The following is a 14,575-nucleotide window of genomic DNA, read 5'->3' on the forward strand; positions in this document are numbered from 1 at the left end:
GATGAGGGTGGGTGCGACGACTATTCGAGCCGCCGATTCACCTGCCTCATCAAATGCCATGCGAGTACTTTAGCCCCGCGCAGCGGACCATGCTCAGAATATCTGCAAGAGGTGTCTGGATGGCTTGGCGATGCTGGCATATGGGCAGTTCAGAGCGCTGCTGGAGGTGAATGTGTGACGCTCGCCTCGGTTTTCCTATCGAGATCTCTCGACATTTATCGACGTTTATCGATAGGAATTCAAAGGGGTTTGCAACCTAGGCTTTCTCGGATATGTTCGATGCATGAGCGGACGAATTTCGGCGTCGCGGGCCAGTGCGGTTCGAGCGGCGCAGCAGGCGAAGGCCGCGCGGGACGTGAAGCGTCTTCAGCGCGAGCGGCGGGTGGAGTCGGCGCTGGCCGACTTCTACGAGCAGACGGGGAGGGCGGAACAGCTGCGGGCCAGCGCGAGTGCTCGGGCGGCGAAGATCCTGGCGGACGCGGAAGCGGCGGCGTTGGAGCCGGAGCGCCTGGCCCGCGAGGCAGTTGCGGCGCTCGCCGATCTGGGCGAGGCGCGCGATCAGATCGCGGAGTTGACCGGGCTGTCGTTGCCGGAGGTACGAGCGATCCTGGCAGAGGCCGCCGACGACAAGAAGCCGCCCGCCGAGGAGGGGGTCATCTTGGCTGTTGCGTCGGTCCTGGTTGCTGGAGAGCGGCCAGAGTCATCGGGCGGCGGTGGCACGACGGCGGGGTAGAGCTCGGCCGGCTGGCAGCGTCGCGACGAGCGCATCGGTTGGTCTTGGTGTGCTTCGACGAGGGTGCGCAAGGCAGCCGCAGAACGACGTGCGGAGATCCGAGTTGAGCGTTGCATTGCCCGGTGCTCTGAGCATCTCTTCCTGATGAATCTGCCGTACCTGTCCGTCGGGGTCGCTAGCATCGCGCTCATGGCCGTGAACGTCCTCGCGTGGTGCCTGGTGGTCTACATCGCAGACCTGCTGGTCGTACTTACCTTCCTGTTGCCGTGGGGAGGCAGGCCACGCGTTCCTGGCAGGGCTTTTTCCCTGGAGCGGAACAGGTTCGTTCGGAGGGCTGCGGCGCGACGCTCCATCCGTGCGCGGGAACACTTGTTGCAAGCTGGCGTGCCAGAGTCTGGCGTGCCGAATCTAAGCGCTCTGCGGCGGCGACTCGCGGGAGCGATCGCCGGCCGCATTGCGCTTGGGGCGCGCTGGACGGTTCCGGCGTTGGCTCTGGTCGTCTCCCTGCAGCTGAGCGTCGCCCTTCACACGCCGGGGTGGCCGCTCGCCGTGATCCTCGTGCTCATCGCCCTGACCGGAGTTCTGGCTGCCCTCGACGGGCGGGCTTACGCCCGCTCGGTCCCGCAGGAGCACACCGCGATGGCGGCGGTGGCCGCGCTGGAGGCTCTCACAGCTCCTGATCTTGGTGAGGTGCGCGGGAAATCGAGGGCATCGACTGTCTCGGACGCCGTGGGCCGCTTCTGCACCGCACTGACCGTTCATGCGGAGTGCGAACCGCGCCGAACAGACCCAGCCCACCGGGACCACCTTCGGGAACGGGCCCGGCAGGTCGTCGAACGCGTTCTCGCTTTGCGGGAACAGAGCTTGTGGGGTGATCCGGAATCCCATCGACAGCTCGTGGCGATCGTTGCCTCGGTCCTTCAACACGTTGCGCAGCCGACAAGTGATCCCCAGACCACTCTGAACCTTGTCGACCCCGAGCTGGTGGCCCCGGCACACGGGTGGGGCACCGGCCGAACAGCCCTCGTCACGGCCGGGACGCCGCAGCGCGGCCCACTGCTCGCACCGAGCCTCAACCAGCGGCGCCAGGCTGAGCTAGTCGAAGCAGCTGTGCTTCTACTGGTCGCAGCTGTTGCCTACTTAGTCGCCTACGTCGCCGCGCGCTCCGCTCTAGACGACATCGCTAGCGCGCGGTTCAGCCCGTCCGACACAGCACAGGTGATCACTGCGATCGGTGGAGCAGTCGCAGCAGGAGCGGCGGGCGTGGCGGGAATCATCAAGGCTTGCGCCGTTTTGATCCACGCTCGGGCTGAGATGGTGCGCGCCCGAGCCAGCCTGCCTTCCCCGGAGACCGCTGGCGACGAGCAGGACGACTCATCCGGTTCAGAGCAGCCCGAGGCGACGACCGCCTGAACCCGCAGAGACGGCACTCGGCGGTCCAGGCTGCCTACTTCCAGAAGTTGTCGAACTCCCGAGGGTCGTAGCGCTTGCCATCCTCGGTGTCGGTCGGGTGCGGCACGGGCTGGCCGGCTTCCTGGGCGCGGGCGATGCGCTTGCTGATCGCGCTGATGCTGACGCCGTAGTACTTGGACAGCTCGGTCGCGGAGCGGGGTGGTCCAGCGAGCCAGGCGCGGTGTTCGACGCTGCCTTCCTCGTCGTAGCCGAACTCGCGCAGCACGGCGCGCTGCTCGGCGGTCGGCTTCCCCGTGGCGGGCAGGTAGCCGAGCTCGACCAGGACGGCGGCCGGTTCGGCACCGAGCGGGCCGGAGGCCGGCAGGTAGCCGAGCTGCCACAGCAGCGGCAGCAGGGCGTCGGCGGACCACACCCGGAGTCGGCCGACCTTGGTGCTGAGCGCGGCGATCTCAGGCCTGCGCACCAGGGTCTTCACGGCCTCCTTCCCCTTGCCGGTCAGGCGCTCGATCATGGCGGTGGTGACCTTGTCGAGCACCGGCTGGGTGGTGGGCTCGGCAGTGGGAGCGGGGGGCTGGACCGTTCCGCGGGGGCCGGTGCGGCTGGACCGTCGGCCGAGCCAGGATTTGACCTCGCCCCAGCTGTAGGTGCCGAGCGGATCGGCGGTGGGGAACGGGTCTGCGCTGTTGCGGTAGGTGGAGGGCATGCGGCTGACGGTCTCGCGCAGTCGGCCGGTCCGGCTGGCGACCTCGGTGAGGGTGACGCGGTCGGCGTCGTCCCCCGGCAGCTCGGCCACGTCGATGCGGGCGGCCTGGTTGTCGCGCATCCACGCGGCGACGGCTTCACGCGGGTACCGCTCCTCGCGGTGGTCGCCGGATTCCTCGGAGCCGGGCCACTCCGGGTCCTTGGCGAGGCGGCGGACGGTGGACTCGGACAGCCCGGTCGCGTTGCTGATGTCAGCGACGCTGAGACTGTCCGCGGTGGCGGCGTCCAGCCGTTCCGCGAGCGTCGGGGCGGGGGGCACGGAAGTCTCCTTGGGGTGGTTGTTCAAGGGGGAGGACCCTCCCCGAGTTCGACATGGACTAATCTACCGGCGCGGAGTAGCGGTCTTTCGGGATCGGTCTTCGTGGGAGGGGGCCAGCGGCTTGCCCAAGCCGGTCCATCGAGGCCGGTACGGCTTCGGCCGTGCTGCTGGCCCCCGTCATGCATTCCGCTCACGCCGCGAGCGCGACCGGGGGCGTGAGATCGGCCTGGTGGTGCAGCCGTTCCCACCACGCCGCGAACGCGGAACGTTCCTTGTCGGCGACGCCGGCCGGTGCCAGGGCCAGGGTCATCTCGATCGCGGGGAACCCGTCGGTGCGGGGGATGATCTCGGCCCTGCTGATCCCGTACTGGTCGGTGACGGCTCTGCCGGTGGCAATGGCCGCCAGCGCGGCGGTGGCATCGGTCCGGCTGCCGCTGAACACCGTGCGCACGCTTCGCCAAGCGGCGCCCTTGGCGGTGGGGTCGTGCCGCCGGGGGTGGATGATGCGCCGGACCTCGTAGACGCTCCAGCGCTGCCGCCGAAGGTGTTCTTCGAACTCGGCGAGGACGTCGGCCAGACCGTGAGTGCGGGCGAGGTCCTGGGCTGCGGTGTCGCCGTAGAGCTTCGAGCGTGGGTTGAGGGCCATCGCGGTGTACTCCAGCGCGAGGGCCTGGGCGCCGATGTCCGGCTCCGCCCGCCAGCGCTCGACCAGCTCGGCCCTCCCACGCCGCCCGGCGGAGAACGGGCAGTACCCGCAGGCGCTCCTCGTCCACGGCTCGCCGAAGCGGTCGATCAGGTACTGCTCGCACCGGTGGCGGTCCCACCCCCAGTCGTTGATCAGCGGGTACTCGGGGAGGCGGCCGAGGGCGGTGAAGCCTTCGTCCCTCTCGGCTCGGCGGAGTTCCTCGCTGGCGAAGCCGAGCACGTGCCGGAACGGGGTGCCCCGGAACTCGTCGCCCAGCCAACCGTCGAGCACGTCTCCCTTCGCGTGCAAGCTGCACAGCCGGCGTTTGGCGGCGATCTGCGGGACGGTGCCGCTGGCGCGGAGTTCGTCGGACAGCCGCCACGGTCCGCGGGTGATCAGGCGGCGCGGGCTGCGGGAGTCGTCCAACACGGTGTAGCCGCCCCGCTGACTGGTCCTGCTGAGCTGGACGAACCGCACGCCACTGCTGCGCATCATCGGCAGAAGGTGTTGCTCGACCAAGCGTCGGGTGACGTCGGGCTCGTCCCCCGTCATCGCGGTCAGCACGGTCAACCGGTCGAGCGGGAAGTCCCGGCTGGCCGGCTCGGTGAGCCATCGAGCGGCAACGGCGGCACTGTCGACCCCCATGCCGAAACTGAGTACGACCGGGAGGGCCGCCGAGTCGGTACGGGTCATGCGGCGCACACCTCCATACGGTGCGGAAACGTACGGAGCGCGGCTCCGCACGGGCGCAGGGCCCGTACGGGGCCGGGGTCCTCACGCTCGGCGGCTTCGATGATCTGGGCCATCGACAGGTCGCGGCGGAACGGTACGCGGATCTCGTCTTCGACCAGGGCGTAGTCCAGTGCGGTGTCGGGTGCCATCCGTGCGGCGGTGATGAGGGAGCGCCGTCCGGCGAACGGGCACAGTCGGCAGCTCAGGCGGTCGAGGTTCTGGTAGACAGGGTGGGGCGGGATGCCGCTGGCCCGTACGGTCTTCCACACGGCGTCGGTGCTGAGCTGGTGGATGGGCAGCCAGGTGGTGACCTGGCGGCGGCCGGAGCTGGCCGCGCGGTCCAGGGCGAGGGTGGGGGGAACGGACTGTGCTCTCGTCGGCTCGCAGTCCGAGCGCGGTGACGATGCGGGCGGGCCGGCCGGTGACGCCGAGCCGGTTGGCCAGCTCGGTGTAGAACTTCCGGGCTACGTCGCGCTTGAGGTAACTGCGGCAGAAGGGAGTGGAGAGCCCGGGCCAGCGGCCCCGTTCCCGGACCAGGTCGAGCAGCCCGCCGCGCTCGCGGCGGCGGACCTCGAAGGGCAGCCCGTACGCGGCGGCCTGCTGTGCGGCGAGGGCCAGCACGCCGTCCCACTCCGCGTCACCGAGGTCGAGGTGGAGGACGACGGTACGTTCCAGCATCTCCTCGGTGGCGGTGGCCGCCCACAGGTGGAGCATCGCGGCGGAGTCCTTGCCCGCGCTGTTGTTCAGTACGTAGGCGTCGGCGTCACGCAGCTGTGGCGGTATGTGGAGGGTGGTGCTCATGCGCGGGTTCCTCGTACGGATTCGGTGCGGGTCGGGAGGTCGGCGGGAGGGGCCGGTCGTCGGCGTCCCGGGCTGTACGAATCGGAGCGCGGGGCCGCGGGTCTCCCGTGTGGACGGGGGGCTCCTGCCCGGGGCTTGACTCCGTACGGCCATGGAGTGTGCGGGCGTCGGCCACCCGCTTCTCGCACCACGACCGGCTGTAGCCGGTGCTGGTGGTCAGCTCGTCGTAGTCGGGGCGCCAGTCGGGGTCGGCGCGCATCTCGGCGAGCAGGTCGGTGATGACGCGCAGCTTGCTCGGCCGCTCCGTCGGCGGCACGGTGGCCGGCTGCTCGTCGATCTCATCGGCTTCGACGTCGTCGGGCACTTCGGCAGGGTCTTCGGCGCGGGTGTGGTCGTCCGGCTCGGCCGGGGGTGGGCCGGGCGGCGGAGGGCAGGCGGCGACGTCCTGGTGCTCATGGGTGTCTGCGTCGGCGGACCGTGGCGGTGCGAAGTCGGTCGGCGGGCCGGAGGGGCGGGATTCGATGATTCCGGCGGCGGCGAGGAACGCCAGGCTGGGCCAGGCGGCCATCACGTATCCCCACGGGGTGGGCCGGGCGACGGCGAGGTTGGCGGCGAGGCTCATCGCCACGCCGAGCACCAGGACTCCGCGGGGCCACCGGGCCGGTTGTCGGGCGCGCTTGCGGCGGCGGATCTCGGCGACGGCGCCGAGCGCCATCAGCTCGACGGACACGGCGATGGCGTAGGCCACCCATCCGGTCTGGCCGGCCTCGGTGGCGGTCTGCACGACGTGGGTGAAGGAGACGGCGAACGCGCAGACGCCGAGGATGCCGACGGTGAGGTCCGCAGTGAGAGCGTCCCTGTCGGTGGTGGTCGGGGTCACGATCTTGTTCTCTCGGTTTTCGTGGGCGGGTGCGGCCCGGTTGCCCTCCGGGCCGCACCCGTTGATCGGATGGAGCGCACCGTTAGTGCGCGGTTCTGACGTGCTGGCGGCGCGCGTCGTCCACGAAGCCCTTGCCTGCGTGCTTGACCGACCATTCGCCGCAGCTGCATTCGGCCTAGGAGTAGGCGCGTCCGGAGCACCCCGGGGTCAGGGGCTTGCCGGAGGTGGTGTGCCTGTGCTCGGGCGGACACTCGGTGTCGTCGGCGTGGTGGTCGGTGCGCGGTGCACGGAACCGGACTGCGGGGGTGCTCTCCTTCGCCGGCCGGGCGGGGAACGGGACGGTCACTCGTCCGAGGTCCTCACGGCTGGAGGCTTCCTGGTGGGCGTCCCACTCGGCTTCGGTGTGGGCGTCGCCGACGCACAGCGGCTCGGTGTGGTCGTACCAGGTCTTCCGGTCGATGGTGACGATGCGTTCGGCTTCGGCCTGGGCTGCGGCGGGGGTGGGGGCGAGGACCGGCACCACGTGGACGGTGATGACGTCGATGGGGACGATGAACTTGGGCATGGTGGTGTCTCCGGTTGGTGATCGGGGGCGGGTTCTGGCCGGGCCTCGGCGCGGTCCGGGGGCCGCGCCGGGACGGGTCAGGTCGCGGGGGTGCCGGCCAGGTGCTCCCAGCTGTTGCCGTTCCAGAACTGGGTCGTGGCACCGGCCGTGAGCGGCAGCCCGAGGGCGGCGTGCGCGCGGCGGCGGTCGTCCGCGGTGGCGGGCATCGGGATGGTGCCGCTGATGGTGACGGTGCGGTTTGGAGCGACTTCCCGCAGCAGGGTGCGGCCCTGGCGCGCCTGTGCGCGCAGCGAGCGGCCGACGTTGAACTCCTCGATCAGGAGGTCCAGCAGCAGGGAGAGGCTGACGGGCCGGCCGTCGAGTCGGCAGGCGTCGGCGAAGTGGGCGAACTCGGCCACGTCGACGTCGCCGTGAGGCACGAACTCCGTGGCGTCCCCGTCTCCGTAGTTCTGGGCGCTGCCGATCTTGCGGCCTCTGCGGCTGAGGGTGGCCAGGAACGGGGTCGCCCGGAGCAGCGCCAGCTCCTGGCAGCTGGTGACCTCGTAGCGAGGCTGGTCCGGCGTCTGGAGCCCGGTGTGGGGCAGGGTGGGCACGCACTTCTCCTGTGGTGGTTGAGGGGTGTGGGTGTGCAGCGGGAGGTGCCGCGCGGGGTTGGGCCGTGGTGCGGGGTCGATCCCCGCAGCTCGGCGCTCCCGGCCGGGGGCCGCCCGGGTGCGGGCGGCAGGGGCCGGCGGGCGGTGCGGCGGGTGGGTGCTGCGGTGGGTGGGCTGCGGGAGGGGTTGGGCCGTGGTGCGGGGTCGATCCCCGCAGCTCGGCGCTCCCGGCCGGGGGCCGCCCAGCTTCGCGCTGGGCGGCCGGTGGGTCGGTCAGCCGGGCTGGTCCGCCTCGGCGACGGTGTCCGTCAGCTCACGGGCGACGGCTTCGACGCTGATGGTCACCCGGTGGAGCTGGTCGCGGGCCTCGGCCGCGCGGTCGGCGCAGAGCGTGTAATAGCCCTCCTCGTCGCCGGGGTCGACGGGGAAGTCCTCACGGTTGGGATCGTAGGACGGCAGGGCCGTGCGGAACTTCTCCTCCCATTCCTCTTCGAAGGTGGTGACCTCGGCCACGAGGGTGCGCAGGCGTTCAACGATGGTGGTCAAGGGGCTTCCCAGTTCTCGCGGTGGGCTGGTGGTGGCGGCCTGTGCCGGGCCGCCCGGCCCCGGTGGGCCGGGCGGCGGGCCGGTCACAGGGTGGCGGCCAGCTCCATGGCGCGGATGCCGAGCGCTTCGACCTCGTGGGCGTCGTCGGCGTCCGGGAGGGTCTGGGCGACGGAGGTGACGGCGTGCAGCACGCCACCGGCGGACAGGTCCCCACCCTGGATGAAGTGGGCGAAGATGTCGGCCCGGCGCTCCTCCGTGAATTTCAGCCGCTGGGCGACGGTGGTGATGGTGGCTTCCGGGTTCTTGATCCGGGTCGCGGCCGTCTCCTGGATGGACCGCAGCTGTCGGACGACGTAGTCGTGGTCAAGGAAGGTGCTGACGGCGTCGGTGGTCTGGGAGGTGACCAGGTCGAGGGTGCGGGCCTGGGTGGTGTCGCTCCACCGGATCACCCCGTCCTGCTGGCGTCCGCCGATGTGCACGGACCGCATGACGTCCTTGGTGATCACCATTCCGTTGTCGCAGACCTGGACGACCAGTCGGGGCACGATGGTGAACGCCCCGCACCCGGTCTCGCTGTTGCTGATCTCGAACCCGGCGAAGACGGTCGGGTTGTCCGCGCCCCTTGCGCCGGTGAACGGGCTCCGGTAGTCCTTCAACAGCTCAGGGGCGTAGGCGCTGACCTGCGGAGCGGTGATCTTGACGTACATCTTCCGGTCGGTGAGGTCGCACTTGTCCAGCCGGACCTCGACACCGGCGTCCCGCACGCCCTGGAGCGCGGCGGCGAGGATGTCCAAGTTGTCGATGATCCGATAGCTGGGGCTCAGGAAGGCGCGGGCAGTGCCGGTGTCCTCGCCCGCACCCGGGCGAAGCGTACGGATCATGAACGACTTGTCGGCGCGGCTCTCGTGACTGAGCCACCCGTTGACGTTGCTGTCCCACAGGTGCGGGGCCTCGGTCCGGGTCTTCCGCAGGTAGCCGACGGGAATGCCCAGCTTCTCGGCGACACCGGATTCGCAGACGTCGGTGAGCCGGAACTCCGCAGGCTTGCTGGTGACTCCGTCCGGGGTGAGGTCGTGGTCCGCGTCCTTGATGATCAGTCGGCCGCCCTCGGCGCGGATGGCCCCGACGGGGGCGACCACATCGGTCTTGCGGGGGTGCTGCTCGCGGAGAATGCCCACGATCTCGGAAAGGCTCGCGTTGCGGGTGGAGGTCCTGGCCAGGGTGACGGTCATGTGTGAAGTCCTTCGCGCCGGGGTCTGTCGCGGGTGCCGGCCGGGGTTGCCCTCCCCGCCCAACAAGAACAATATTACCTCATTAAGGGTTTTTGGTCAACCCTCTGGATATGGGTTCACCCGGTCGCGGCGTTCACCTCCTCCGACATCGCACGGAAGTGCGACACGGTGACGGCAACCGCCCAGCGGCGGGCGCGGGCGGGGGCGACCCCGCTGGCCGCGCCCCATGCGGCGGCGGCGGACAGGCCCGGCCGGACGGACAGGTCGGGGCTGATCACGTAGTGCGCGCCGGGGAGGTAGGCGTCACGCCAGGCCAGGCCGATCGTGTGGAGCGCCAGCACGAACGACCAGCGCAGCTGTCGCCGGGGGGTGAACCGGCCTTCGGCGAGAGCGGCGGCCACCTTGGCATGGGCGGCGGCCAGGAAGGTGTCGAGTTCGACCAGTGCGGGGCACGCCCGCTGCCAGTCGGCGACGGCCAGGGTGGGTGCGGGCGGGAGCGCGGCCCACTCGGCCGCGGCGACTTCCCGGACCACTGCGGCGGCGGCGTCGAACTTCTCGCCGATGTCGGCGAGGACCGCGAGCACTTCGCGGGAGCGGACGGGGCGGGCCACGTCGGAATCGTGCTGAACGTCAATGATCTTCAAGATGCTTCCTCGGAGTGCAGGGCGGGGCCCGGCCCGGCGGATCGCCGGGCCGGGGGCGGGGATGGGGCTACCGGAGGCCCGCCGCCCAGAGCAGGCCCGCAAAGCTTCGGGCGATGTCGGCGAGGTCGTCCCGGCCCCCGATCCACGTCGGGGCCTGGTCGCTGCGGATCTGCGCGTCGGGGCTCGCCCACATCGCACCCCGGAACAGGGCGTACTCCTCGCCGGGGGCGGGGATGCGCAGCTCCCACGTACCGAGCTCCTCGCACATGACCTGCACCGCGTAGGTGCGGGCACCGGAGACGATCACGACCGTGCGGGGTGCGCGGGGAATACCGAGTTCGGTGAGCCGGTGGTCGAGATCGACGGCGACGGCCAGGCGCTCCGCGTAGGGGAGTTCGGCAATGGCGTCGGGGGTGAGCCAGCACCAGGCGCAGCCCGACCCGCCGCTGTGGCCGCACTCGGCCTGCTTGGCCGCGTTGATCTCTTCGAGTCGGTCGCGGTCGAGAGTGATCGTCATGCGTTGACGCCTTTCGTTCGGTCCATCGCGGGCGCCGGTCGGGGTTGCCCTCCCCTCCCAACAAGAACAATATTACCTCATTGGGGGTTTCTGGTCAAGCTTGACGACATAGTTCGGCACGCCGGTCGGACGACTGACTGACCGTCAGATCAACGGCCGCACCTCCCCCGTCCCCCCGACAGCTGCCTGGGGTCCGGGGCAAAGAGGCCGCCCGGGTCAAGGGCCGGCGCAGCCGGTGGCGAAGCCACGCGAAGCGCCCTTGAGGCGGGCGGCCGGCTCCGGATACTGGGCCGCGGAGGGGGGCCGGGGGAACCACGCAGCGGGGCGCCCGGACCAGAAAAGGGCGCCGCGCCGAAGGCGCGACCGAACCCGCGCCGTACGGCGGCCACCGTGCGGTGGCCGCCGTACGGGGACCTCAGAGCGGGTCGAGTCCGGCGAGTCGCTCGCAGGCGGCTTCCTCGCGGTATCGGTAGTAGGCCTGGAGGGCGAGTTCTTCCCGGTCGCCTTCGACTCCGGTGGCGTCGGCCAGGTGAAGCAGGGCAGTGATCACGTCGCGGATGATCACAGACACACCTTCGACGTCGGCGGGCTCGCCTCGGTACGAGCCGGGATCGGTGGAGATGAAGGCGCGGACGGCGACCAGCGCGGAGTCGGCGGAGTCGGCGGAGGGTCGTTCGGGGGCGAGGACGGACACAGGGCTCCTTCTTGCTGCGCGGCGGGGTGGGTGGGGCGGAGCGTCGGGTTCAGCAGGAAAGGGCCGGGATGTCGGCCGCGCGGGTCGGGGTGAAGTCGAGATCCCGCTCGACCATGATCGGAAGGACCAGGTGCCCCGGCTTCGCGGTCGGCGTGAGGTAGAGCTCCTCCAGCTCCACCAGGTGGATGTAACCCCATTCGCCCTCGGGGTAGTTGACCCTGGCCCAACCGAAGGCCAGGCCGCTGGCCGGGTCCACCTCGGCGATGTACCAGTCCGAGCCGCCGGTGAAGTAGTGGATGTGGAGGACCTTCTCCTCGAAGGACTGCCCGTCGGTCGCGTACAGCTCGGGGATCTTCTCCAGGTCGGCGAAGGGCGGGTAGAACTCGTGTCCTCGCGCGTGCCGGTTCTGCTCGGGCATCGCCCCCCAGGCCCAGCTCGCCGGTTCGACGCTCGCGCTGTGCAGTTCGATCATGTTCGGCCTCTCGGTTTGTGCTTCGCGGGCCGGTCTCCGGGTTGCCCTCCCGTCGACCTGATGACATCAGCTTACCTCACTGGGGGTTTCTGGTCAAGCTTGAGGGCATAGTTCAGCGCGCCGGCCGGACGGCTGACTGACCGTCAGATCAACGGCCGCACCTCCCCCGTCCCCCCGACAGCTGCCTGGGGTCCGGGGCAAAGAGGCCGCCCGGGTCAAGGGCCGGCGCAGCCGGTGGCGAAGCCACGCGAAGCGCCCTTGAGGCGGGCGGCCGGCTCCGGATACTGGGCCGCGGAGGGGGGCCGGGGGAACCACGCAGCGGGGCGCCCGGACCAAAAAGGCAGCCGCGCCGAAGGCGCGACCGAATCCCGCCACAGGCGGCCGGCGGCGACAGCCGCCCAACAACACCGCCGCGCCGAAGGCGCGACCGACCCCGGACCGAGGGCACCGCGACCGGGGCGGCCGGTGGCGGTGCCCCCGGGTCAGCGGGGCGGCTCCTCGTCTTCCCGGCGGGGGACCACCGGGGCGAGGGCGGGGTGGACTTCGGCGATGCGGCGGAGGCGGCAGCGGGCGTCGGCTCGGGCGGCCTTGCTCGGCGACTCCAGACTGGCCTCGGTGAGGACGTGGGCGAAGCTGGCGAGGGCGGCGGCGGTGCGCAGCACCACGCGGCGGGGCTGGAAAATCGCCGCGCAGTCGCCGAGTCGGCGGGCAGCGGTCCAGGAGCGGTAGACCTCGCGGTCGGCGGGGGTGAGCGGCTGGCGGCCGGCCAGTCGGGCGTCGATCCAGTCGGCCAGGTGGCCTCCGACCTCCACGGTCGTGGTGGTGCTCGCCTCGGGGTGGCGGAGTCGGGTCCATCGGTCGATTTGGGTCTCCAGCACACCGAGCCGATCGGCGGCTGGGCGGAGGTCGACAGCTTCGCGGGTGGCCCGTGCCAGCTGGCGGTCAGCCGCCGACCGGAGGTAGCGGGTGTGCTGCGCGTGCCGCTGGCGGTCCAGCCGGTACTCGCTGACGATCTTCTCTCCGACCTCCTTGGCTCGTGCGCGGGCCTTCTCGGTGGCCAGCTCGTAGGTGCTTCGGTGGAGCCGTTCCCACGGGTCGCGGTCGGCGGGAGCGCCGGGCTCGGGGAGCGTGATGCCGTCGTAGATCCATGCGTTATAGACGGCGAGTCGGTCGGTGTAGCTGCTGGGGCCCTCGTCGGGGTCGTAGCGGCCGGAGACGAACCGGAGCCGGGTGTAGGCGTCGGGGTTGTCGGCCTCCCCGGGGGCGGCCTCGGGGTGCAGTGTGATGGTGCCGATGACGTGGGGTGCGCGGACGGTGTAGTAGGTGAGGCCGGTCTCTGCGTGCTCGACCTCGTAGCGGAGCAGCAGGCGGGTGCGGGTGTAGGTGGTGATCAAGAATTCTCCGGAGGGGCCGGCCGGGCCTTCGTGGTCCGACCGGCCGGTTCGGTCAGCTTCGGGGGGCGGTACTGGGCAGGAGCGGCGGGCCGCCGTGCTGCTCGGCGGCCTGGTTGATGGCCTTGGGCAGACGGAGGACCACAACGGACTGGAGCCAGAGCAAGCCGACGACGACAGCGAGCAGGGGGTAGGTGATGAGGAGTTGGTCCCGCAGGGTGGCGACCACGGTGGCGGCGATGACGGCGAGGACGACGGCGAACATGCCGCGTTGGACGGTGTTGATGATGCGGGTCAGCTCGCTCGGGGGCGGGGCGGTGGGCATGGAGGGCCTTTCGGCAGCGGTGGTCGACGGGTGGAACGGGTGTCGGCGAAGGGGCGTTCGGTGTGGCCGGCTCACCCTCCCATGGGGACGGTGCCGTAGTAGAAGGTGGGAAGGATGGTCAGCAGCGGCATGGGGCTGTCGGGGTGGACGTCCTCGGGCCGGTAGTCGTCGCGCGGCATGGCCACGCTGATGAGGAGACAGTCCTGGCCAAGGAAGTCGTGCCCGATCCACCGCGAGGCGTAGACGGTCTGGGGTAGCCACGAATGCTCAGCGCTGCGCCGGATCGGCGCCAGCATGGCCTCCGTCAGCTCCTCGACCGTGGGCGGCAAGGCGTCCGGCTCGCGCCAGCGCCAGACCGGCGGTTCGTCGCCTGCCGCTGCCGAGGGGATCGGGCTGTTCCGCATGGCCCAGCGCACGAACGGCAGGGTGGGGCCGTGGCTGTACGCGCTCGGGCTCCGTCCGTCGGAGTAGAAGCGTTCGTAACGCGGGACCTTGCCGTTGCCGTGGTAGCGCCAGACCAGCCGGAACTCGCCGCGTCCGCGCGCGGTGTCGGCCGATGTCGTCACCACCCATCCGTCGCCGGTGTTGGTCTCGTCGGCCGGGGACCACTCTGCGTCGGCGGTCCAGCCGTGGCGGCGGGCGTAGGCGACGACGGCGGCCACGGTGGCCGGTGTCTTCGCGGGAGCCAGGCGGACTGGTGCGGCAGGGGTGCCGCTGGCGGGCCCGGCATCGGGCGTGGTGGTGCTCAAGCTGTCCCTTCGTGGGTGGGGTGGGGTGGGCCGGGCGGAGGAGTCCGCCCGGCCGCAGGGTGATCAGCTGGCCATGGCCGGAGTCGGCCAGGAGCCGACGGCGGGCGGGGCGGTCGGGACGGGCGGGGCCTGGACCGGCGGCCAGGTGGCGTCGAACGCGCCGGGTGCAGCCTGGACGGGGGCCGCTGCCTGCTGGGCGGGGCGACTTCCCGCCTTGGTGACCTCGACGGTGGCGAAGCGCATGCACGCGCCGACCTCGTCGATCTGGAGCTCGGTGTACACCTGGCGAGGTCCGTCGGCCGGCTGGTGGGTGCGCTGCTTGAGGACACCGGTCACGACGACGCGCGCACCCTTGGCCAGACTCGCCGCGATGTTCTCCGCGTACTGCCGCCAAGCGACGCACGGCATCGAGATCGAGTCGCCGTCCCGGTAGCTGCGGGTGGAGCTGTCCCACACCCGCTCGTTGGAGATGACGGTGAAGACGGCCCGCGCGGCTCCGCTGTCGCTGTACTTGAGCATCGGGTTGTCCGCGAGGTTTCCGACAATGGTGATCTTGGTTTCGCCTGCCATGGTTCCTGCTCC

18 protein-coding genes are annotated in these 14,575 nt (G+C 70.9%); 2 read left to right on the forward strand and 16 right to left on the reverse strand.

Going from position 1 to position 14,575, the window contains the following annotated elements; genetic code table 11:
* Positions 1-283: 283 nt before the first annotated feature.
* Together ACFWPI_RS15695 and ACFWPI_RS15700 are read left to right on the forward strand one after the other, a co-directional pair.
* The gene (locus ACFWPI_RS15695) at positions 284-733 is read left to right on the forward strand and encodes a hypothetical protein (RefSeq protein ID WP_380375082.1); all 450 of its coding nucleotides are present in this window, start codon (positions 284-286) and stop codon (positions 731-733) included.
* A 189-nt stretch (positions 734-922) separates the two neighbouring features.
* On the forward strand, positions 923-2,146 hold the full coding sequence (locus ACFWPI_RS15700; RefSeq protein ID WP_380375081.1) for a hypothetical protein: 1,224 nt from the start codon (positions 923-925) through the stop codon (positions 2,144-2,146).
* Positions 2,147-2,180: 34 nt separating this feature from the next.
* Here the strand turns inward: ACFWPI_RS15700 and ACFWPI_RS15705 are convergent, their stop codons facing one another.
* The 16 genes from ACFWPI_RS15705 to ssb all read right to left on the reverse strand — a co-directional run bounded on the left by ACFWPI_RS15705 (position 2,181) and on the right by ssb (position 14,563).
* Positions 2,181-3,167, reverse strand: coding sequence for a hypothetical protein (locus ACFWPI_RS15705; RefSeq protein WP_380375080.1), 987 nt, complete (start codon positions 3,165-3,167; stop codon positions 2,181-2,183).
* A gap of 190 nt (positions 3,168-3,357) precedes the next feature.
* Positions 3,358-4,545: a hypothetical protein gene (locus tag ACFWPI_RS15710; protein ID WP_380375079.1), complete on the reverse strand. Its 1,188-nt coding sequence runs from the start codon at positions 4,543-4,545 to the stop codon at positions 3,358-3,360.
* A complete protein-coding gene (locus tag ACFWPI_RS15715) occupies positions 4,542-4,853 on the reverse strand; it encodes a hypothetical protein (RefSeq protein ID WP_380375077.1) in 312 nt (103 codons plus the stop codon). Before ACFWPI_RS15715 ends, ACFWPI_RS15710 begins: the two co-directional genes overlap by 4 nt.
* Positions 4,854-5,347: 494 nt before the next feature.
* On the reverse strand, positions 5,348-6,265 hold the full coding sequence (locus ACFWPI_RS15720) for a DUF2637 domain-containing protein (protein WP_380375076.1): 918 nt from the start codon (positions 6,263-6,265) through the stop codon (positions 5,348-5,350).
* 175 nt (positions 6,266-6,440) lie between these two features.
* On the reverse strand, positions 6,441-6,830 hold the full coding sequence (locus tag ACFWPI_RS15725) for a hypothetical protein (RefSeq protein WP_380375075.1): 390 nt from the start codon (positions 6,828-6,830) through the stop codon (positions 6,441-6,443).
* A gap of 77 nt (positions 6,831-6,907) precedes the next feature.
* Entirely contained in the window at positions 6,908-7,423 is a 516-nt protein-coding gene (locus ACFWPI_RS15730) for a hypothetical protein (RefSeq protein WP_380375073.1), read from the reverse strand.
* A 273-nt stretch (positions 7,424-7,696) separates the two neighbouring features.
* The gene (locus tag ACFWPI_RS15735) at positions 7,697-7,969 is read right to left on the reverse strand and encodes a hypothetical protein (protein ID WP_380375072.1); all 273 of its coding nucleotides are present in this window, start codon (positions 7,967-7,969) and stop codon (positions 7,697-7,699) included.
* Between the two features lie 83 nt (positions 7,970-8,052).
* Complete coding sequence (locus ACFWPI_RS15740) at positions 8,053-9,201, reverse strand: DUF932 domain-containing protein (RefSeq protein WP_380375070.1); 1,149 nt, start codon at positions 9,199-9,201, stop codon at positions 8,053-8,055.
* A 116-nt stretch (positions 9,202-9,317) separates the two neighbouring features.
* Entirely contained in the window at positions 9,318-9,845 is a 528-nt protein-coding gene (locus ACFWPI_RS15745; protein ID WP_380375068.1) for a hypothetical protein, read from the reverse strand.
* A 67-nt stretch (positions 9,846-9,912) separates the two neighbouring features.
* Positions 9,913-10,362 carry a hypothetical protein gene (locus ACFWPI_RS15750; protein ID WP_380375067.1) on the reverse strand — a complete coding sequence of 150 codons (450 nt, stop codon included), beginning with the start codon at positions 10,360-10,362 and terminating at the stop codon, positions 9,913-9,915.
* 415 nt (positions 10,363-10,777) lie between these two features.
* Positions 10,778-11,056, reverse strand: a complete 279-nt coding sequence (locus ACFWPI_RS15755) for a hypothetical protein (RefSeq protein WP_380375066.1) — start codon at positions 11,054-11,056, stop codon at positions 10,778-10,780.
* A 49-nt stretch (positions 11,057-11,105) separates the two neighbouring features.
* Positions 11,106-11,528: a DUF2958 domain-containing protein gene (locus ACFWPI_RS15760; protein WP_380375064.1), complete on the reverse strand. Its 423-nt coding sequence runs from the start codon at positions 11,526-11,528 to the stop codon at positions 11,106-11,108.
* A gap of 482 nt (positions 11,529-12,010) precedes the next feature.
* Positions 12,011-12,922, reverse strand: coding sequence for a hypothetical protein (locus ACFWPI_RS15765; protein WP_380375062.1), 912 nt, complete (start codon positions 12,920-12,922; stop codon positions 12,011-12,013).
* A gap of 52 nt (positions 12,923-12,974) precedes the next feature.
* A complete protein-coding gene (locus ACFWPI_RS15770; protein ID WP_359904914.1) occupies positions 12,975-13,244 on the reverse strand; it encodes a hypothetical protein in 270 nt (89 codons plus the stop codon).
* A gap of 71 nt (positions 13,245-13,315) precedes the next feature.
* Entirely contained in the window at positions 13,316-13,993 is a 678-nt protein-coding gene (locus tag ACFWPI_RS15775) for a hypothetical protein (protein ID WP_380375060.1), read from the reverse strand.
* A gap of 63 nt (positions 13,994-14,056) precedes the next feature.
* Entirely contained in the window at positions 14,057-14,563 is a 507-nt protein-coding gene (gene ssb / locus ACFWPI_RS15780) for a single-stranded DNA-binding protein (RefSeq protein WP_380375059.1), read from the reverse strand.
* Between the last annotated feature and the right edge of the window lie 12 nt (positions 14,564-14,575).

It is taken from the genome of Kitasatospora sp. NPDC058492 (assembly GCF_042720685.1).
Lineage (GTDB): Bacteria > Actinomycetota > Actinomycetes > Streptomycetales > Streptomycetaceae > Kitasatospora.

Excerpts from the sequence above, each read along its gene's own strand:
- ACFWPI_RS15750 (WP_380375067.1), bottom strand. The coding sequence starts at position 10,362 with ATGACGATCACTCTCGACCGCGACCGACTCGAAGAGATCAACGCGGCC.
- ACFWPI_RS15695 (WP_380375082.1), top strand. The coding sequence starts at position 284 with ATGAGCGGACGAATTTCGGCGTCGCGGGCCAGTGCGGTTCGAGCGGCG.
- ACFWPI_RS15770 (WP_359904914.1), bottom strand. The coding sequence starts at position 13,244 with ATGCCCACCGCCCCGCCCCCGAGCGAGCTGACCCGCATCATCAACACC.
- ACFWPI_RS15725 (WP_380375075.1), bottom strand. The coding sequence starts at position 6,830 with ATGCCCAAGTTCATCGTCCCCATCGACGTCATCACCGTCCACGTGGTG.
- ACFWPI_RS15740 (WP_380375070.1), bottom strand. The coding sequence starts at position 9,201 with ATGACCGTCACCCTGGCCAGGACCTCCACCCGCAACGCGAGCCTTTCC.
- ssb (WP_380375059.1), bottom strand. The coding sequence starts at position 14,563 with ATGGCAGGCGAAACCAAGATCACCATTGTCGGAAACCTCGCGGACAAC.
- ACFWPI_RS15700 (WP_380375081.1), top strand. The coding sequence starts at position 923 with ATGGCCGTGAACGTCCTCGCGTGGTGCCTGGTGGTCTACATCGCAGAC.
- ACFWPI_RS15710 (WP_380375079.1), bottom strand. The coding sequence starts at position 4,545 with ATGACCCGTACCGACTCGGCGGCCCTCCCGGTCGTACTCAGTTTCGGC.
- ACFWPI_RS15760 (WP_380375064.1), bottom strand. The coding sequence starts at position 11,528 with ATGATCGAACTGCACAGCGCGAGCGTCGAACCGGCGAGCTGGGCCTGG.